This window comes from Pseudomonas syringae group sp. 243L2, assembly GCF_032587875.1.
GTDB lineage: Bacteria > Pseudomonadota > Gammaproteobacteria > Pseudomonadales > Pseudomonadaceae > Aquipseudomonas > Aquipseudomonas amygdali.
The window spans coordinates 42,745-61,755 of the sequence record NZ_JAWHPL010000021.1; the positions used below are offsets into that span (position 1 = coordinate 42,745).

The 19,011-nt window shown below is 58.2% G+C and carries 14 protein-coding genes and 5 pseudogenes; 7 read left to right on the forward strand and 12 right to left on the reverse strand.

The genetic code is table 11. The features are described from left to right. Positions 1-81 precede the first annotated feature (81 nt). From RYB66_RS26595 to RYB66_RS13255, 3 genes and pseudogenes are all read left to right on the forward strand, one after another. Positions 82-852 (forward strand): annotated as a pseudogene (locus RYB66_RS26595) (MCP four helix bundle domain-containing protein); the annotation flags it as partial. Between the two features lie 279 nt (positions 853-1,131). Then, positions 1,132-1,710, forward strand: a pseudogene (locus RYB66_RS26600) (methyl-accepting chemotaxis protein); the annotation flags it as partial. Positions 1,711-1,942: 232 nt separating this feature from the next. Then, positions 1,943-3,121 (forward strand): DUF2252 domain-containing protein, encoded by a 1,179-nt coding sequence (locus RYB66_RS13255; protein ID WP_057404310.1) that lies wholly within the window; start codon positions 1,943-1,945, stop codon positions 3,119-3,121. Between the two features lie 41 nt (positions 3,122-3,162). On the opposite strand, the gene tspO is transcribed toward RYB66_RS13255, so the two are convergent. From tspO to RYB66_RS13295, 8 genes are all read right to left on the reverse strand, one after another. Further along, positions 3,163-3,603, reverse strand: coding sequence for a tryptophan-rich sensory protein TspO (gene tspO / locus RYB66_RS13260; protein ID WP_005777309.1), 441 nt, complete (start codon positions 3,601-3,603; stop codon positions 3,163-3,165). Positions 3,604-3,768: 165 nt separating this feature from the next. Continuing rightward, positions 3,769-5,364, reverse strand: coding sequence for a gamma-glutamyltransferase family protein (locus tag RYB66_RS13265; RefSeq protein ID WP_016981819.1), 1,596 nt, complete (start codon positions 5,362-5,364; stop codon positions 3,769-3,771). 30 nt (positions 5,365-5,394) lie between these two features. Continuing rightward, positions 5,395-6,267: an ABC transporter permease gene (locus tag RYB66_RS13270; protein ID WP_057404311.1), complete on the reverse strand. Its 873-nt coding sequence runs from the start codon at positions 6,265-6,267 to the stop codon at positions 5,395-5,397. Next, positions 6,267-7,211: an ABC transporter permease gene (locus RYB66_RS13275; RefSeq protein ID WP_016981817.1), complete on the reverse strand. Its 945-nt coding sequence runs from the start codon at positions 7,209-7,211 to the stop codon at positions 6,267-6,269. The genes RYB66_RS13270 and RYB66_RS13275 overlap by 1 nt, the downstream gene beginning before the upstream one ends. Before the next feature lie 28 nt (positions 7,212-7,239). Next, positions 7,240-8,742 carry an ABC transporter substrate-binding protein gene (locus RYB66_RS13280; protein WP_029240982.1) on the reverse strand — a complete coding sequence of 501 codons (1,503 nt, stop codon included), beginning with the start codon at positions 8,740-8,742 and terminating at the stop codon, positions 7,240-7,242. Next, positions 8,739-9,872 carry an ABC transporter ATP-binding protein gene (locus RYB66_RS13285; protein ID WP_016981811.1) on the reverse strand — a complete coding sequence of 378 codons (1,134 nt, stop codon included), beginning with the start codon at positions 9,870-9,872 and terminating at the stop codon, positions 8,739-8,741. The genes RYB66_RS13280 and RYB66_RS13285 overlap by 4 nt, the downstream gene beginning before the upstream one ends. Then, a complete protein-coding gene (locus RYB66_RS13290) occupies positions 9,869-10,885 on the reverse strand; it encodes an ABC transporter ATP-binding protein (RefSeq protein WP_005777297.1) in 1,017 nt (338 codons plus the stop codon). Before RYB66_RS13290 ends, RYB66_RS13285 begins: the two co-directional genes overlap by 4 nt. Beyond that, on the reverse strand, positions 10,882-11,619 hold the full coding sequence (locus RYB66_RS13295) for a FadR/GntR family transcriptional regulator (protein ID WP_005777295.1): 738 nt from the start codon (positions 11,617-11,619) through the stop codon (positions 10,882-10,884). Before RYB66_RS13295 ends, RYB66_RS13290 begins: the two co-directional genes overlap by 4 nt. A 308-nt stretch (positions 11,620-11,927) precedes the next feature. On the opposite strand from RYB66_RS13295, the gene RYB66_RS13300 reads away from it, so the two are divergent. Continuing rightward, the gene (locus RYB66_RS13300; protein ID WP_005777291.1) at positions 11,928-13,112 is read left to right on the forward strand and encodes a dienelactone hydrolase family protein; all 1,185 of its coding nucleotides are present in this window, start codon (positions 11,928-11,930) and stop codon (positions 13,110-13,112) included. Between the two features lie 27 nt (positions 13,113-13,139). Here the strand turns inward: RYB66_RS13300 and RYB66_RS13305 are convergent, their stop codons facing one another. After that, complete coding sequence (locus RYB66_RS13305; RefSeq protein ID WP_005777289.1) at positions 13,140-13,637, reverse strand: hypothetical protein; 498 nt, start codon at positions 13,635-13,637, stop codon at positions 13,140-13,142. Between the two features lie 126 nt (positions 13,638-13,763). Beyond that, positions 13,764-14,161, reverse strand: a pseudogene (locus RYB66_RS13310) (integrase); the annotation flags it as partial. 139 nt (positions 14,162-14,300) lie between these two features. Here RYB66_RS13310 and RYB66_RS26605 point away from each other — a divergent pair. Both RYB66_RS26605 and RYB66_RS26610 read left to right on the forward strand, forming a co-directional pair. Further along, positions 14,301-15,071 (forward strand): annotated as a pseudogene (locus tag RYB66_RS26605) (MCP four helix bundle domain-containing protein); the annotation flags it as partial. A gap of 126 nt (positions 15,072-15,197) precedes the next feature. Next, complete coding sequence (locus RYB66_RS26610; protein ID WP_410039655.1) at positions 15,198-15,926, forward strand: methyl-accepting chemotaxis protein; 729 nt, start codon at positions 15,198-15,200, stop codon at positions 15,924-15,926. Positions 15,927-16,010: 84 nt separating this feature from the next. Here the strand turns inward: RYB66_RS26610 and RYB66_RS13320 are convergent, their stop codons facing one another. After that, positions 16,011-16,442 (reverse strand): DUF4113 domain-containing protein, encoded by a 432-nt coding sequence (locus tag RYB66_RS13320; protein WP_005777282.1) that lies wholly within the window; start codon positions 16,440-16,442, stop codon positions 16,011-16,013. 265 nt (positions 16,443-16,707) lie between these two features. Here RYB66_RS13320 and RYB66_RS13325 point away from each other — a divergent pair, with 265 nt between their 5' ends. Next, the gene (locus RYB66_RS13325) at positions 16,708-18,333 is read left to right on the forward strand and encodes a methyl-accepting chemotaxis protein (protein ID WP_016981800.1); all 1,626 of its coding nucleotides are present in this window, start codon (positions 16,708-16,710) and stop codon (positions 18,331-18,333) included. A gap of 11 nt (positions 18,334-18,344) precedes the next feature. On the opposite strand, the pseudogene RYB66_RS26615 reads toward RYB66_RS13325, so the two are convergent. Continuing rightward, positions 18,345-18,479 (reverse strand): annotated as a pseudogene (locus RYB66_RS26615) (PLP-dependent aminotransferase family protein); the annotation flags it as partial. Between the last annotated feature and the right edge of the window lie 532 nt (positions 18,480-19,011).

Sequence of the window (19,011 nt, forward strand, 5' to 3'; positions counted from 1 at the left end):
ACCTGCGTTCAACTACTTGCCTCTAGTGCAGTAGGGCTCTCGGACAGAAGTGCCCCCTTACTTAACGATGATGGATAATCAATGAACCTGATAAATCGCACCAGTTTCGCTAAAAAACTCATGGCCGCGTTCATCGTTTGCGCCATGATCACCTTGGCTGTGGGTGGGTTGGGTATGCTCGGTATAAACCGGCTTTCCGACGCCCTTGAGCTGACCTTCTCGAATAACCTGGTTTCAGTGGCCAACACCAACGAGACGATGACCGCCCTGACCACTCATAACCGTGGGCTTTACCGTTTGCTTGATGCCAAGGACAAGGCCACGGCGGATAAAATGCGTCAAAGTATCAATGCCGAGTTGGAGCGTGCGCAGAAAGTCTATGCCGTCTACCGCGCCACGCCATTGGAGGACGATGAACGCGCAGCGGGTGACCAGTACGACGCCTTGATGCCAGCCTACATCTCTGCTTCCCAGAACATCTTTGACCTGCAGCAGGCGGGCAAACTGGAAGACGCGCGCAATCGTCTAAACGCGCTGGCGGACGGGGAGTTCAATAAGGCTCGCGGCTACCTGCAGATCATGATCGACTCCAACAAGCGCCAGATCAAAGAAGGTGCAGAGGCCGCTGACAGGCTGCAAAGCAACTCGGTATTCATGTTGACGGCGGGTATTGTCATCGCGTTTGTGGTGGCGATCATGTTGGGTATTCTGATCACTCGCATGATTACAGGGCCACTGAGAAGCGCTATCGACGTTGCACAACGTATTGCATCGGGTGACTTGACCCAGAGCGTTTCCAGCACCCGAGGTGATGAAGCAGGGCACCTGCTCAATGCGATCGGCACGATGCAGGGCAATTTGAAACGGACGATTCAAGAGATTTCCAGCGCGTCCGACCAGCTTGCGTCCGCTGCCGAAGAGCTCGGCGCGGTCACTGAAGAAAGCACACGCGGTCTTACTCGACAAAATGACGAGATTCAACAGGCAGCAACGGCGGTCAACGAAATGACGGCTGCTGTCGAAGAGGTAGCCCGCAATGCAGTGTCTACCTCGGAGGAATCGAAAGCACTGGCAACCGACGCAGCCAGCGGCCGTGGTCAGGTCGATGACACCGTCAAGGGCATCGGCACGATGGTGAGCGAGATTACCGAATCGACGGGGTCTGTCACAACGCTCGCTGGCCACGTCCGGGATATCAGTAAAGTGCTTGAGGTCATCCGCAGCATTGCGGAACAGACCAACCTGCTTGCACTCAACGCCGCCATCGAGGCTGCACGCGCCGGTGAACAAGGCAGAGGGTTTGCCGTGGTAGCCGACGAAGTGCGCGCCCTTGCACACCGCACCCAGGCTTCTACGGTGGAAATCGAAGGCATGATCGGCACCGTGCAGTCCGGTGCCGACGGTGCGGTCGCTGCAATGAGCAAAAGCCTGGCGACGGCCACCAACACCCAGGAACTCGCTCAGCGTGCCGGCAGCGCCCTGGAAAAAATCACCAGCGGCGTAGGCACCATCAACGAGCGCAACATGGTGATTGCCTCGGCGTCCGAAGAACAGGCCCAGGTCGCACGCGAAGTGGATCGCAACCTGGTCAACATTCAGGAGCTCAGCGCGCAGTCGGCAGCAGGCGCCAATCAGACGAGCGCATCCAGTCAGGAACTGTCACGGCTGGCGACTTCGTTCAACACCATGGTTGCGCAGTTCAAGCTTTAACGGGCTCGTGCAGGTGTATTTCCGGTCTGATTGTCTGGACCGGGAATACATGCTGCATACCTTGTTCTTGTTCTTTCTACGGGTTGACCTCGCCAGTTTACGGGGGCAAAGCGCTTGAGGTAATTTGAGTCTGGCTTAAACGCTGAAGACAAACAGCGATCAGATGTGAAATATCTTGAAACATTCGTGTCACATGTCGAGTCAATGGAATAACCCTCTTCAAGGTTTTCCGATGAAAACGCCTCGTCCCGACACACGCCTCAAATCCCTCATCAACCTGCGCAACCTGAAAATGGCGCGGTCTGCGCACGCGTTCGTTCGAGGCAATACCGAGCAGTTCTATGAGTGGCTTCACAGTCAGTCGGGCAGGCGTCTGCCCAGCGGTCCGCCGGTCTGGATCTGCGGAGACTGCCATGCCGGCAATCTGGGGCCCACTGGGGATTCGAACGGCCGCATCGACATGCATATCCGCGACCTCGATCAAGCCGTCATCGGTAATCCGGCCCATGACCTGGTGAGGCTGGGGCTGTCGTTGGCGACAGCTGCTCGTGGCTCGGATCTACCCGGAGTGACCACGGCAAGAATGCTGGAAGAGATGATGCAGGGCTACGAAGAGGCTTTTATTGGCAACGACGATGAAGAGCCGGATCGTCCTGCGCAAGTGAAAGCGGGGATGCGTAGCGCGGTACAACGCACATGGAAGCATCTGGCAAAGGAGCGTTTCGAAGGTACGCAACCGACCATTCCGCTGGGCAAACATTTCTGGCAGCTGTCACGTGCGGAACGCGATGCAATCAAGGCGCTTTGTGAGACGCCGGAGATTCATGCGTTGGTGACATCGCTAAAAGGCAGGTCCCAGGATGACCGAGTGCGTTTACTCGACTCCGCCTACTGGGTAAAAGGCTGCAGCTCTCTGGGGCTGCTTCGCTACGCGGTGCTGATGGGTGTTGGCGATGAAGAAGATGAAGAGTTCTGCCTGCTCGACGTCAAGGAAGCCGTCGCCGCGGCGGCCCCACGTACTGCGAGGGCGCGCATGCCCAGAGACAATGGCAAACGGGTAGTGGAGGGCGCCCGGAACCTGTCGCCCGGTCTGGGTAGCCGAATGGTTGCCGTGCGAATGCTGGATCATTCGTTCTTCATTCGTGAGCTACTTCCTCAGGACATGAAGTTGGAACTTGATGAGCTCACTGAGCAGGAGGCCATGCAGGCCGCAGCGTATCTCGCCAAAGTTGTGGGTAAAGCCCACGCCAGACAGATGGATCTGGCCACACGTGCGGCGTGGATCAGGGACCTGCAAACCAATCGATCCGATACCCTGGACGCTCCCTCCTGGCTATGGTCGAGCGTCGTTCAACTGGTCGGTAGTCACGAGCAGGGCTACCTTGAGCATTGCCGCCTTTACGCGCTGTAGCGGTTTCGCCGCAGAGCCAGTAGACGGCAAAGCCGGGACGGTTATCTGTTGTGGCGCAGAATGGAAAAGTTCAGCGCCGCTGCCACCGAGAGCCACACCAGATAGGGAAACAAAATCAGCCCAGTAATGATGTCCAGCTGCAAGGCCATTACGATCATTGTGGCGACAACAATCCACAGCAAAGCAAGAATCACCATCGCAGCGACAATGCGGTTCGCACCAAAAAATACTGGTGTCCACAACGTGTTCAGTGCAATCTGAGCAGCCCACAGGGCAAGCACGATCTGGCTGCCGGGGAGCAGCGTCAGGCGATACCCTGCCCAGGCGAGGAGCAGGTAGATCACGGTCCACGCTACCGGAAATGCCCAGTTTGGCGGGGTGAAGCTCGGTTTCTGAAGGGATTCGTACCAGGCTCCTGGCTTGAAGATGATGCCGGTTGCTGCGGCGGCGCTGCAGGCTAGAAGGAAGATCAAAAAGGTCATGGCTTTTCCTGGGTTGAAACGCTGTAGGGCGTCAGATGAGTGGCAATCTCAAGCTTGGACGCCTGTGCGCTGGAAAGGTCCGATCTTTTGAGTGGCGAGGCGAGGCCAGCGAAGCCGATTGAAACAGTCAATGCCCTGCTGCGCTGGCCGAGCCGCTACTTTTGGTCAATAAGCCGCGACAATTCCATCCTTCCTTGGATCGGTCCCGCCCACATAGCCATGCGCCGTGCGCTGGATAATCTGCGCACCGCCAAAGGCAAATACGCCGCTCGGCTCTTCGACATCGATGTCGTGACCCTTTGCACGCAGTGCGCTGACCACATCAGGGTCAAACGCACGCTCCACCGCGACTTTCAAGCCGGTTTCGATCCTCCAGCGCGGCGCATCGGCAGCGGCTTGCGGGTTTTGCTTATAGCGCAGGATGCGCATCATCATCTGCAAGTGGCCCTGCGCCTGCATCGGGCCGCCCATCAACCCGAATGCCATAAGCGGTGTGCCGTCTGAGTTCATGACAAAGCCAGGGATGATGGTGTGGAACGGGCGTTTGCGCGGCGCAACGTAATTGACGTGCTGCGGGTCCAGCGAGAAGCCTGCGCCACGGTTCTGCATGCTGATGCCGGTGCCGGGTACAACGACGCCCGAGCCGAAGCCCATGTAGTTGGACTGGATGAACGAGATCATCATGCCGCTTTCATCCGCCGCTGACAGGTACACCGTGCCACCCGGTTTTGGCGAGCCATGCCCGGGATTGGCGGCCTGATCAGTGACCAGTCCCGCGCGCTCCATCAGGTAGGCCTTACTCAGTAAATCCTCTGAAGGGACGCGCATGTGCTCGCTATCGGCCACATGTTCGTCGAGGTCGGCGAGGGCCATTTTCATCGCCTCCAGCACCGGGTGAACCGTCTCAAGGCTGTCCACCGGGTGCTCGCCGACGCCCAGCGCTTCAAGCATGGTCAGGCCGGCAAGAGTAGCAATGCCTTGGCCATTTGGTGGGAGCTCGTGAACCACAGCGCCCGCGTATGGCACCGACAGCGTATCGATCCAGTCCACGGTGTGCGTCGCCAGATCGTCGAGACTCATCACGCTGCCATTGGCGTTGGCATGGGCGATAATCGCCTGTGCCAGTTCGCCGCGATAGAATGCTTCGCCTTTGGTCCGGGCGATCAGTTCCAGCGTGCGGGCGTGGTCCTTGAGCTGGATTTTTTCTCCGGCCAAGGGGGCTTTGCCACCCGGCATGAAGCATTCGGCAAAGCCCGGTTGATCCTTGAGCAGGTGCGAGCCGCGTTTCCACAGCTCGGCGATAATCGGTGTGACCTGATAGCCATCGCGGGCGTAGCCGATCGCCGGTTCGGCCAGGGTCGCGAAGGGCAGTTTGCCGTAGCGTGCCGAAAGCTCCACCCAGGCCGACACTGCCCCCGGCACGCTGACCGCAGGCCAGCCGCGTTGCGGCATCTGGCTCTGGCCTTCGAAGTATTCCGGTGTCCAGGCCTGTGGCGCGCGGCCGGAAGCGTTCAAGCCTTGCAGCTTGCTGCCGTCCCAGACGATGGCAAAGGCATCGCTGCCGATGCCGCAGCCGGTGGGCTCTACCACAGTCAGCACCATGGCCGCTGCGATGGCGGCGTCGACCGCATTGCCGCCACGGCGCAGCATGTCCAGCCCGGCCTGAGCGGCCAATGGTTGAGAGCAGGCGACCATATTGTTGCCCATCACCGGCGAGCGGGCCGACGCGTACGGTTGGTTGTAATCCAGATCATCGAACATAAGCGTTTCTCTTGGCAGAAGACGAAAGGTTTAGCCCTTGGGGTCCAGCGCATCGCGCAGGCCGTCACCCAGCAGGTTGAAACACAGGACCGTGATGTAAATCGCCACACCTGGCGCGATCGACATCCACGGAGCCTGCTCCATGAAATTCTTCGCTGTATTGAGCATCGAGCCCCACGATGGCGAAGGCGGTTGCTGACCCAGGCCAAGGAACGACAGGCTGGCTTCGGCCAGAATTGCCGAGGCGATGGTCAGCGTTGCCTGTACCACCAGCGGCGACATCACGTTGGGCAGCACGTAACGCAGGATGATCCAGCGATCCGGCAGACCGATGGCGCGCGCACCCTCCAGATAATCCTCGTGCTTGATCGACAGCACCTGGCCGCGGGTCAGGCGGGCAAAGATCGGCATGGCGGACAGGCCGATGGCAATCATCGCGTTGGTCAGGCTTGGGCCGAGAAAGGCGCCCAAAGCGATGGCCAGCACCAGAAACGGACAGGACAACAGTGCTTCCATGACCTGTGAAATAAGCATGTCCAGCTTGCCACCAAAGTACCCGGCCAGCAGGCCCAGCGGCACGCCGATGAGCATGGCGATGGCTACCGAAACACCACCGGCCAGCAGCGAACTGCGTGCGCCATACAGCAAGCGTGAAAACAGATCGCGACCCAGTTCGTCGGTACCCAGCCAATAGATCAGCGAGGGGGCTTTGCGTACGGCGAGAAAGTTGGCCTTTAGCGGATCATGGGGCGCAATCCAGGGGGCCAGAATGGCCGCGAGGACAAACAGCAGCAACACCGCCGCGCCAATCACTGCGCCTTTGTTGGCGAGGAACTTCTTCAGAAAAGGCGAGCGACTGCGCGGCAGGATCGCGCTATGCGGCAGGCTGGCAATAGCGGTCATCAGGCACTCCTCAGGCGTGGGTTGATCAAGCGATAGAGCACGTCGGCCAGCAGGTTCAACAGCAGAAAGCCAATCGCGACACACAACACCACGCCTTGCACCACGGCGTAGTCGCGGTTGAACACAGCGTCGACGATCATCTTGCCGAAGCCCGGAATGCTGAACACTTGCTCGGTCAGCACCGCGCCGCCAAGCAATTCACCAAACAGCAGTGTCGTGAGGGTGACGATGGGCATCAGCGCGTTGCGCAACGCATGCTTGAGAATCACTGTGCGCGGGAACAGTCCTTTGGCCCGAGCGGTGCGGACGTAGTCAGTGCGCAATACTTCCAGCATGGCGCTGCGGGTGTGACGCATGAGAATCCCCGACAGCCCGGCACCCAGTACGAAGGCTGGCAGAATCAAGGTCTTCAGGTTTTGCCCGAAATCCTCGCCCATAGGCACGAAGCCGGAGGCGGGCAGCCACTGCAGTTTCACTGCAAAGATCATGATCAGCAGAATGCCCAGCCAGAAGTGCGGAATGGAAATACCCGACAGCGCCACCACGTTGGCGCCGTAATCCACGGCGGTGCCTTTGCGCACCGCCGAAATGATCCCGGTGGGAACGCCGATCAACAGCGCAATCAGCAGGGCCAGCACGGCCAGCTCGATAGTCACCGGCAGTTTCGACGCCAGCAGCGTGGTCACCGGTTGCTCGGTGCGCAGCGATGTGCCCAGGTCGCCGGTCAATACGTTGCCGACCCAGTTGAGGTACTGCAACGGGATCGGGTCATCGAGCCGGTACTTGTCGCGCAGGTATTCCATGACCGCCGGATCGCGTTCTTCCCCGGCCATGGCCAGCACCGGATCACCCGGCAGCAGCTTCTGTAGGGTGAAGACGAACAGCGAAACCAGAATCAGCGTCGGTATCGAGCTGAGCAGGCGTCGCAGGATGAACATCAGCATACCGGAACCTCGCAGGTGCGCCCGTCAGTCATGGCTTGAACGCGACATTGGCCAGACGAATCAGACCGTCCGGGTTAGGGACGAAACCGGTCACGTTGTTACGCATGGCAATGATTCGCGGGTCGAAATACAGGTAGGCGGTCGGTACTTCATCGGCCAACAAACGCAGCGCTTCGTTGTAAAGCGCCTGGCGTTGTGCAACGTCGTTGACCGTGCGCGCCTTGTTCAACAGCTCGTCGAGCTTGGCGTTGCAGTATTTGCCGTCGTTCTGGCCACCCTTGCAGGTCACGAACTGATGGATATCGCCATCCGGATCAGGGCGGCCCGACCAGGCGCTCATGCCAATCTGGAAATTGCCGCTCGCCTGTTCGCTGAGCATCGTCGCGTATTCAGTGGCAATCAGGTTGACCTTGAAGCCCGCTTCTTCAGCCATGGCCTGAATGATCTGCCCGACCTGTTGCGCGATAGGGTTGTTGGCCACTTTCAGGTCAACCGCCAACGGCAGTTTCACACCGGCCTGCGCCAGCAGCGCCTTGCTTTTCTCGACATCGCGGGCCGGGATCGGCAGGTCCTTGTCGTAATACGGGCTGTTTTTCGGAAACGGCTGAGCGCTAGGGGCGTACAGCCCCTCAAACACCACCTGGTTAATGGCATCGCGGTCGATAGACAGCTCAAATGCCTTGCGTACGCGCTTGTCCTTGCCGATCGGCGAGTTGGCTTTTTCCCCGTTGCCGATGTTGAACATCAGTTGCATGTAGCCCAGGCCGGGTGTGTTGTAGATCGCCAGCTTGCTGTCACCCTTGACCGTTTTCACATCGGTTGGTGCAACACGCTCAATGATATCCAGGTCGCCGGAGCGCAGGTTGGCCAGGCGCACCGAGGTATCCGGAATCGGCAGGAACACCACTTTGTCGAAGTGATACGCCTGTTTATTCCAGTACTTGTCAAAACGCTCCAGCACGATTCGATCCTGCTGCACGCGCTGCACGAATTTGTAAGGGCCGGAGCAGACCGGGTTGGAGGCGAATTCGCCTTGCGCAGCTTTCGGCGCGAGCATCATTCCGGCGCGGTCCGACAGCTGTGAAACCAGCGTGGCATCGGCCTGCTTGAGCTTGATGGCGACGGTTTTTGCGTCTATCACCTCGACGCTGTCCACCGAGGCCAGCTCGCTTTTGCGCAGCGAGTCGGGGAGGGTGCGGGCGCGGTCGAGGTTGAACTTCACCGAGGCGGCATCAAAAGGTTCGCCATCGTGGTACGTCACGCCTTCGCGCAACGTCATGGTCAGGGTTTTACCGTCTTCGCTCCAGTTCCAGGCGGTGGCCAGTTGCGGCGAGTAAGTCAGGTCCGGGTTGACGTCCACCAGTTTGTCGCACAGCGCGGTGTAGACCAGACGGCCGGAGTAGGTACGCGAACGATGCGGATCAAGCACATCGGGATCGTCCTGAATGCCGATGCGCAACGTCGATTCGGCAAAGGCAGCGTTGGCGGCCAGCAATAACAATGTTCCTGTCACGACGCGTGCGATTCTCATGGCTGGCTCTCCACTGCAAGGGATTGATGATGCTTGAACAGATTCAGGCGCTGGGTGTAGGCAGCGCTGGGTGTCGGAAGGATCAGCGTGGCGCTGCCTGCGTTGGCGATTTCACGCCAGAAGTGGCAAGCCACCTGACGTTCGGCCTCGACTGTTTCCATCACCGGCACAGCTTCCTTGCACAGCGCACGGGCATGCGGGCATCGGGTATGAAAACGGCAGCCCGAAGGCGGGCGGCTGGGGCTGGGCATATCGCCGCCGAGGAGCGAACGCGGCTGGCGCAGGTCAGGGTGGCTGACCGGCACAGCGGCCATCAGCGCCTGGGTATAAGGGTGCAAAGGGTTATCGAACAGCGCGTCGACCGGCGCCAGTTCGACGATTTCACCCAGGTACATCACCGCCACGCGGTCGCTCATGTGGCGGATCACGGCCAGTCCGTGGGCGACAATCACCAGGGTCAGGCCGAACTGGTGCTTGAGGTCTTCCAGCAGATTGACCACTTGCGCCTGCACTGAAACGTCCAGCGCCGAAACCGGCTCGTCACCGAGGATCAAGCGCGGTTCGGAAGCCAGTGCGCGGGCAATGCCGATGCGCTGGCGCTGCCCCCCGGAGAATTCGTGGGGATGTCGGCCACCGTGTTCCGGGGCAAGACCTACTGTGCGCAGTAACTCTGCGACCCTGGCCTGACGGTCGCTGCGGCTGGCCTGGCTGTGCAGCCAGATCGGTTCGCCAACGATGGATTCCACGGTCATGCGTGGATTCAGCGAGGCGAACGGGTCCTGAAAGATGATCTGTAAGTCACGGCGTACCTGACGCAGCTTTTCCGGTGTCAGGTTGGCCAGGTTGCGGCCCTCGTAAATCACGTCACCCGCAGTCGGTTGCAGCAGGTTGAGCAGCAAGCGGCCAAGGGTGGATTTACCCGAGCCGGACTCGCCTACCAATGCCAACGTCTCACCCTTGCGGACTGACAGGTTGACCTCATTGACAGCCTGTACCGGCGGCTTCTTCGGCTGCAAAAGGCCGCTTTGCACGGTAAAGTGCTTGCTCAGGCCGATGCCTTCCAGAATGGGTTTCTGCGCGTTGCTGTCGGGGCTGACGCGCCCGGCGATGTCTGGTCTGGAAAGGTTCACGCACTGACTCCCACATGCTGTTCCAAAGGCGCACGGATGCACGCGGCGAAGTGTCCGGGAGACAACTCAAGCAGCGGCGGGCGTTCGTCTCGGCATTGCTGGATCACAAACGGGCAGCGGCCGGCGAAACGGCAGCCGCTTGGCATTTCTGCCGGCGTCGGCACTCGGCCGTTAATCGTTGCCAGGCGACCTTCACGAGGACCAATCGATGGCATCGAGCCCATCAGGCCGATGGTGTATGGGTGCTGCGGATCGTCGAACAGGGTTTTAACCGGGCCGCTTTCAACGACGCGACCGGCGTACATCACCATGACGTCATCGGCGACTTCGGCCACAACGCCCAGGTCGTGGGTGATCAGAATCATCGCTGTGCCAGTCTCGCCCTGCAAGTTGGCGATCAGCGAGAGGATCTGCGCCTGAATGGTTACATCCAGTGCTGTGGTCGGCTCATCCGCAATGATCAGCGCCGGATCATTGGCCAGCGCCATGGCAATCATGGCCCGTTGACGCATGCCACCCGAGAGTTCATGCGGGTAGGCGTCCAGCCGCTGGCGAGCGTCCGGTACGCGGACTTTTTCCAGCATTTCCAGCGCCCGTTGCCGGGCAGCCTTGTCTGAAAGGCCCTGATGACGCATCACGCTTTCGGCGATCTGCTCACCGATGGTGAAAACCGGATTGAGGGAAGTCATCGGTTCCTGAAAAATCATCGCCATGCGGTTACCACGCACATCCAGCAGGCGTTCTTCGGACATGCCCAGCAAGGCTTCATCGATCAGCAGAGAGTCGTGTGCGCCGACCTGGGCAGTCGCAGGCAAAAGTCCCATCAGCGCCATTGAGGTCACGCTCTTGCCGCAGCCAGACTCGCCAACGATGGCCAGGGTCTTGCCGCGCTTGACGGAAAACGACAAACCGTCGACAACGTTGGCGGGCGCACCGGCGAAGCGTACGGTCAGGTCTCTGACACTGAGCACCGTGCTGTCGCCAGTTTCTGTGAGATGGGCGATGGCGCTCATAAGCTGGCCTCCAGGTCTTGATTGATGACGTTATCCAGCGCCTGTTGCAGCGCCCGTAAATGGCCGCGCATGGCCGTGGCGGCCTTGATCGGGTCGCGGCTTTCAATAGCGCTGACGATGTCGTCGTGATCATGGCTGTAAGTGTCGAGGCGGTCGGCGTTACGCGCCCGCTGGCGCAAATCTCGCCAGGTAGGGTCCAGACGGATCGCATCAAGCATTTCGAAGATATCCAGCATCAGCCGATTACCCGCAGCTTCGGCAATTGCACGGTGCAGGGCGCTGTCCCACAGCTCGATGCCTTCGGCATCAGTCTGCTCGGCGACCTGCTGGCGAGTGGTGCGCTCGGCAAGGCGGCGCAAAATCGCCATCTGCTCACCATTGGCCCGCACCGCTGCCAGTGAGGCAAGTGCCGGTTCCAGGTGCAGACGCGCTTCCATGACCTCGCTGAAATTGGTCCGGCCAGAAAGCCGGGCGAAACTCATGGCAGCGCTGGGTGGTGTAGGTCCGACAAAGGTTCCTTTACCTTGCCGCCGCCAGATCTGGCCTTCGGCTTCCAGCACCGACAGGGCCCGACGAATTGCCCGTCGGCTAACCCCGAAATCGACAGCCAGACCCCGTTCAGTAGGCAGCGCCCGCAGGGGAAATGCCGCATGCTGAGCGACGATCTGCCGCAAGGCATCCAGTGCCAGTTTCGAAGAGTTGTCGATGGGGACGTCAGGATCGAACCTTTGCATCGTGGTACTCACACCAGACCAGAAAAAGATGCCCTGAGCTGCCTACACGCAGACATTCAGGGCAAAGGGACCGGTGCAAGAGCGATGCCAATGAAATTGGTTCGATCAACTTCCAGTTGCAGGACGTCTCACAATTGCAGGCGATCAAGCCTGGCGCGCCAATGCTCAAAGGTTCGGCTGATCGGTTCCAGGCTTGGAAGAGGATTGGTTCGCAGGTCTGTGAACCAATTTTGCGAAGGAGGCGTTTTTTTGCATCAATGCGGGCATAGTGCGCCAGTGAGGCGCGCATTCTGCGGGGAGATTCTGGCATGGCGTTAAAAAATGCATCGATCGCTGTGCTGTTACTGGTATTGGCGGCTGGCGTCGGAACTTTCCTCCTGATGAATGAAGTGCCACAAGGGGAAGCGTTATCGTTAATAGCCAATGCGCACATTGATGGTTTGATCAGAGAGCCTTTGCTGCTCAGCGTCCGCTTGCCCGATGGTTCAAGTGCGCTTCTCGATGCTTTTGTCACGCGGCCAGAGAAGCCGGGGCGCTGGCCAGTTGCTCTGATCACTCATGGCACTAACGGTGATTCGAGCGATCGCACCAAAAGCCCCAATCTTTTCTCATCTGCGGCTACCGTATTTGCCCGTCATGGTTATGCAGCGGTAGTGGTAATGCGTCAGGGATATGGACAATCGTCAGGTGTCAGCGAAAAGCGTGATGGAACATGCCTCAGTCCCCATCATGCCAGGGCCGGCAGAATTGCAGCTGATGATCTCATTGCAGCATTGCAAGCCATTCAGGGGGCGCCCTGGTCATTACCGGATGAGGCCGTATTGATTGGTGTATCGTCCGGAGGATTCTCGGTGCTGGCAGCGGGCGCGTCCAATCCACCGGGCGTACGGGCGATAATAAATTTCGACGGTGGGCGCGGGGCCAAGGGGGCTGGCAAGGTTTGTGGCAAGGAGCAACTTCTAGCGGCTATTAAAACTTACGGAAGCCTCTCACGACTGCCTACCTTATGGATGTACGCCACCAACGATAAAGTATTTCCACTGCCACTCGGCGAAGAGTTTTTTGCAAGCTACATCGATCATGGAGGACGTGGAGAGTTTTTCCAGGCTCCCGTATTTGGTGAGGATGGTCACACGTTCTTTGAATGGGCGCCTGAAGAAATATGGTGGGGCAGGGTGGCTGATTTTCTGGATAAGAACAGGCTGCCGAGTGATGAGATCATTTCTGCACCTGTCCCGGATCTGGACCCGCCCGAGGGCTTGGCCACATCAGGGAAAGCGTCTTTTCAAAAATATCTGAACAGCCAGGTGTATGAAAAAGCTTTCGCGACCAATGGAGCAGGTGTCTGGGCCTGGAGCGGGGGGCATCGCAGTCAGGATCAAGCAGGCAAAAAAGCGCTAACTCGCTGCGAGAAGATGACACTCGCAAAAAAGGGGTTGCCTTGTACGGTCTATGCAGTAGGTAACACGCTGGTTAACGCGCAGAGAAAGTAAGTTATTTTTTATGAGGACTTCGCGACATCACTTCGCCGCGAGTTGTTGGGCCTGCTGCAACTCGTCGGGTGATATCTTATTCTCGCGTGCCTGTTTTACCAGGGCGTTGTTGGCGGTCGCGAGGCCAGCGCTGAGGGTCGCGATCTCCGTTACCAATGCGCCGACTTTGGATTTTTTGATTTCGGGATCCATATTCTGATCCGCCATAAGCGCCTGTAACTCCTGCTGTTTCTCCTCAATTTGTCGCTTCAACTCGCGGATCATCTTGAGGGTTTTTTGCGTCTGGTCTGGTAAGCCGCTTGATTCGATATCGGCATTCGACTTTGCCTGTGGCTTCTTGTCGTCGGCAGATTTCTGAATACTCGCCTCAGACAATGAGACCTTTACCCCTTCGGCAGGAATTGCAGTTGTAGCTGCAGAAGACGACTCAAGCGATTCATCTGTGACGTTGGCACTGTCAGGCCTGGGCGCAGGGACGACCGTTGGCGTGTAGCTAAAATTGGAGAGCTGAGTGTTGATGTTCAACGTATATGCCTCATGAGATGTCCGCAGTACGCCATTGGTACGGAAATGTAGCAAAACGTATCATTTTTGAATCATCGGCCGATCCTAGCAAATCTTTAGGTTCCGGGAGTGCGCCAATTATGATTCAAGCGCAAACGCCAACGACGTTCGCGATGGCTCGACATTGAAGGCTGTGCTGCCCAATCGGCCGCTGCACACTCCCAGGGCGGAGAACCAGGTGTCGGCATTCAGTCGGCGCACGTCACCGATCTGCAGGCCCATCACTTCAGAACGTCGTTGACCGCCACTGTTCCAGGCAAGAGGAGGAGGGCGCGGTCGCGGATCCCGCGCACCATCCTCGCAGGTCGCGAGCATCGCAGCAGGGGCTCGAGCGCCACCGCGGTTTTCTTACGTACCGCCACGCCTTGCCGCGACTGTGATTTGCGGGCTTCACGCAGCAAGGTTTTCACCGGCGGCGCCTCGGTGGGACTGTCCCAGTCATGCAACCGGCGCCACTTGGTCAGCATCACCAGCCGTTGCCATACGCAGCGCCCCTCGTCTCTATCGGCTGTTCATCGACACTACACACATGCTGTTACTTTCTGTCATAAAAGCTTCATATATAGGATCTATTGAGAATCTTGGGCTAGTCGATAACCGATAAATCCCTCATGTAGCCCTGCTATGAATCTTCGAAGCCTGAAAATTGCCTACCGCAGCCTTGCCTGCTTTGGCGTCCTGATAGTGCTCACGCTTAGCGTTGGCCTGTTCGGATTGAATCAATTGTCACACATTCGTGCGCAGGGACTAGCGCTTGAGAACAACAGCATTCCGAGTATTGTCGAGGCCGACAACTTAGCCTTGCAACTGGCCCGCACGCGCATAGAGGCACTGCGTATGGTCGCAATGCCTGACGCTGCCAGTCGCGCCGCCATCCTGAGCAAGATAGACGGTATATCCGGTCTGGTGAACAGCAGCTTCAAACGCTATGAGCCACTTGTGAGCAGTGATGAAGAACGTAGGCAACTGGAAGCCTTGCAACAGCATTACACGAGCTATCTCAGCTTGCTTGGCAAGCTTACAAACCTGATGTCCATGGGGCAGATCGATCAGGCTCGTCTTGTCATCAGTGACGAAATGGCGTCTGTCGGTGCAAAAATGAACGAGGGCACGGAAGCACTGCGAAAGATAAATGAGACTGCAATCAAAAACGCTGCAATAGCGTCCGATTCGACTTACTCGCAGTCACAGCTGGTAACCGGCATTGCGATCACGCTGGCGGTGGCTCTTACCCTGCTCTTGGCATGGCGGCTCACCGCAAGCCTGGCGCAGCCAATCACTCAGGCGGTTCAGGTCGCCAGAACCATCGCCGATGGGGACCTCACGCAAGTACTCGATGTACGCGGTACCGACGAAGCGGCTCAGCTCCTCCAGGCGATGCAGGTAATGCAAAACAATCTGCGTGAGACGCTTACGCACATGGGTCATTCGTCAACTCAGCTGGCAGCATCGGCTGAGGAAATGTCCGCAGTCATGCATGAGAGTGCACTAGGACTGCAGCAGCAGAACACCGAGATCGAGATGGCCGCGACCGCTGTTACTGAAATGAGCCAAGCGGTAGAGGAAGTCGCTAGCAATGCAACGTCAACTTCCACAGAGTCCAGAAAAGCTGCCGAAACAGCCCGAGAAGGGCAGACTCAGTTGGGCGCAACATTAGGGGCCATCGAAACCCTAACTGAGAACGTTTTGGACGCCCGAGAGCAAGCGCAGTACTTGGCCGATAAAACCCTCAACATAAGCCAGGTACTGGACGTCATACGATCGGTGGCGGATCAGACCAATCTGCTTGCACTCAACGCCGCGATCGAAGCAGCCCGCGCGGGTGAGGCAGGGCGGGGATTTGCCGTAGTCGCTGATGAGGTACGCGCATTGGCACACCGTACGAGCGAGTCAACCCGAGAGATCGAGTCGTTGATTGGTAGCATTCAAGACGGTACCGCACGCACTGTCGATGCACTTGAGTCCAGCGCAGAGCAGGCCCGTCTTACGCGAACTCAGGCTCAGTCCGCAAACTCGGCCTTAGCAACAATCGCGCAGTCAGTCTCCGGTATCGATGATTTGAACATGGTGATCGCCAGCGCGGCTGAAGAACAGGCACAGGTCGCACGCGAGGTAGATAGGAACATTGTAAGAATCCGCGATCTTTCAGTACAGACGGCCACAGGCTCCGAGCAAACCCGGATTGCCAGTCAGGAACTGTCTCAGCTCGCTGCCGGATTAAATACGCAGGTTCGCCGTTTTCGCGTTTAACCAACAATCCTTTCAAAAGCCTTGTCAGGTTGGGGGTCTTCCCCCAACTCGCGCGTGCCTTAAATCAAGCTCGCGCGACACTCATCAATGAGCTTTGGCTATCCAGAGCTCATCAACCCGCGTGGTATAACTCTGACTCATCAAGTCGCGCCGCTTAGCACATTCCGGTGTAGTCGGCACTGTCGCTGTGCGTAACGTCCCGCGTCCCCATCGACTGTTGATCGAGTCCATGACCGACATCAGCCGAGTGTCATTGGTAGCGTAGGGCAGCTCGATCACGACACCGTTGGCATACTTCGCTTCGTCCGGATTGAACATGCCCGTACGCACGCTCAAGCGCATCTTCTTGCACACTGAGCCTTGAGCTCGCAGCTTCTCCGCAGCTCGCGCTGTGTAGGTGGCCACCGCCTCCTTGATGGGCCCAACTTCGCTATGTTTGGCGATGTTTTTTTCATAGTCGCCCGGCGCAGGGTGAATTTGCGCGGCGATCAGCTTGATTTGCCCTTTCTCTTCCAAGTGTGGGGACAGCGCTGAGGCGAATGAATCTGTGCCCGAGCACTGCCTTGGATCCAACGGACGCTACACGATCGGCAGCCTGATGAAAAATATATGGAAGGGCATGCGCATCAACACCGGAGGCCAAGAGCGGACGCAAAAATATAAGGCAAGCGTCCTCCAAACTGTGCGGTGATCGCACAGGTTCTCTGTTAACCGCTTAAGTTTTAACGCCTTGGCGTAGATAGCGTATTACAAAAATCTATTCGGAGTCGGGATATTCCCCATGTTCGCACACTTGAAAGTCCGCACAGGCATGATCGGCGTGTTGGTGTTATTCGTCATCGCGCTGATGTTCTCGATCGTCAACAGCTGGTCATCGGCAATGCGCAGCTATGACCAGGTCGACGAGCTCAGACATACTTCACAACAGATTGACGGCATCAATAACTCACTGCTGTTGGCCATCCGTACCAGTGCCAATGTGTCATCGGCCTTCATCGAAACCGTGGGTGGTCGATTTGAGGATGCGGAAGCCCGGCTGATGCGAAGTGAAGGCATCTGGAACGACGCGATTGCCAAGCTCGATGCATCGACGGCCGATATTCGCGACTCGAAACTTCAAGCGCTCGCCGACGAATTGAAGGCCGCGTTCGCCGAGTACGGCAACGCCATCGTCGGCCAGCGCGCCGCCACCCGTGCACGCTCGGCGGACCAGTATTTCGTGGTCAACATCAGCGCTGGCAAGGGTATGACCAAACTTCAGGAAATCCGGGTGAATCTGGTCGGCGCCTTGGATGCCCGTGCCGCTGAGATTAACCGGGACGCCAGTGAACGCCTGGCCACCGCCAAGCGGCTATCCCTGGTACTGGCGTGTATCACTCTGGCGCTGGCGGTGATTTGCTGGATGTTCATCTCCAGCCGTGTACTGCGCCCGCTTCGTGAGGCCGGTGAGAACTTCAAACGCATCGCCAACGGCGACCTGACCCAAGAGGTCGTGCCCCCGGGCCGCAACGAGATCGGCGACTTGTTCGTTGAGCTTCAGCGCATGCAAGCCAGCCAGCGCAACACCTTGATCCTGATTTCCGGTTGCGCGACCCAACTGGCTTCGGCGGCCGAAGAGCTCAACGCAGTGACCGAGGAAAGCAACCGTGGCCTGCAGCAACAAGACATGCAACTTGAACAAGCCGCCACTGCAGTCAACCAGATGACCAGCGCCGTCGAAGAAGTCGCGCGCAATGCCGTCTCCACTTCGCAAGCGGCGACAGCTTCAAACACGCTGTCGGAGAAAAGCCGTCAACAGGTTCGCGAAAACATCGCGGGTACTCAGTTGATGACAACTGAAATCCAGGGCAGCGCAGAGCGTATCCAGCACCTGGCCGGCGAAGTACGCAACATCGGCAAGGTACTGGACGTGATCCGTGCGGTATCGGAGCAGACCAACCTGCTGGCCCTCAACGCCGCCATCGAGGCCGCCCGTGCCGGTGAAGCGGGGCGCGGCTTTGCCGTGGTCGCCGATGAGGTGCGAACGCTCGCCTATCGCACCCAGGAGTCCACCCGCGAGATCGAGCAGATGATTGGCAGCGTGCAGACCACCGCCGAGCAAGCTGTCGACTCGATGCGAGGTAGCACCCTGCGTGCGCAAGGGACCCTGGAAATCACTCAAGCCTCCGGCGCGGTACTTGAAGACATATTTGCTGCCATCGGCCAGATCAACGAACGCAATCTGGTCATCGCCAGTGCCGCGGAAGAGCAGGCTCAGGTCGCCCGTGAAGTGGACAGCAACCTGGTCGCCATTCGTGACCTGTCCGCGCAGTCTGCGGCTGGCGCCCTGCAGACCAATGCGGCGAGTCACGAGCTGTCGCGTCTGGCGGTCGAGTTGAACGACCTCGTGTCTCGTTTTCGTACTTGAGTGAAGCGAGATCAGATATAGGCCCCGACCACCCGCTTTAGGGTGGTCAGCGCTTCACGCAGGGTCTCCGTACTCACTGAGCCCAGGGCCAGCCGTAACGCATGAGGGACGTGAGCCGAGGTGCAAAACGGCCCGAGTGTCGCGACCATCGGTTACTGGTCCGGTCGATTCCCCTGAGGCCCCAAGTCGCCCAAGCCCGGCAGAAGCGTGATTGCTGTGCCAGAGAGGTCCTATTAAATTTCAAAGATCCTCAATGTGATCGCGCACTTTGGCATCCGCTGTCGCCGAGGTGTGTCGCAACCAGTGAAGTGACGCAGATCTCAAATGCTTCACGTCGTCATCGGGGAAGCCTTTACCTTTGACGAGGCGTAGAGCTTGGAAATGGAGACCATGGCGCGTGGATCTTAGGTTGCTGTCCAAATTCACATACCTCCGTTCACCACTCAGCTCCTTGAAATTGCACCATTTTTTCAAATTTCATCACTAACATCCGTTTTTTTGTCACAAGAAAACGGAGATTAGTGAAGTGGAGCTCATATAAATCAATAGGTTATGAACCTCCGTTTTTTTGGATCAGCGGTACGACCATGCCTCCGAAGGCGACCTATGCTTAGGCGTCAGGTGCACGATTGGAGCATGAATGGATGGTCTCTGTCGGCGATTTTTGCTCAGTGGGTA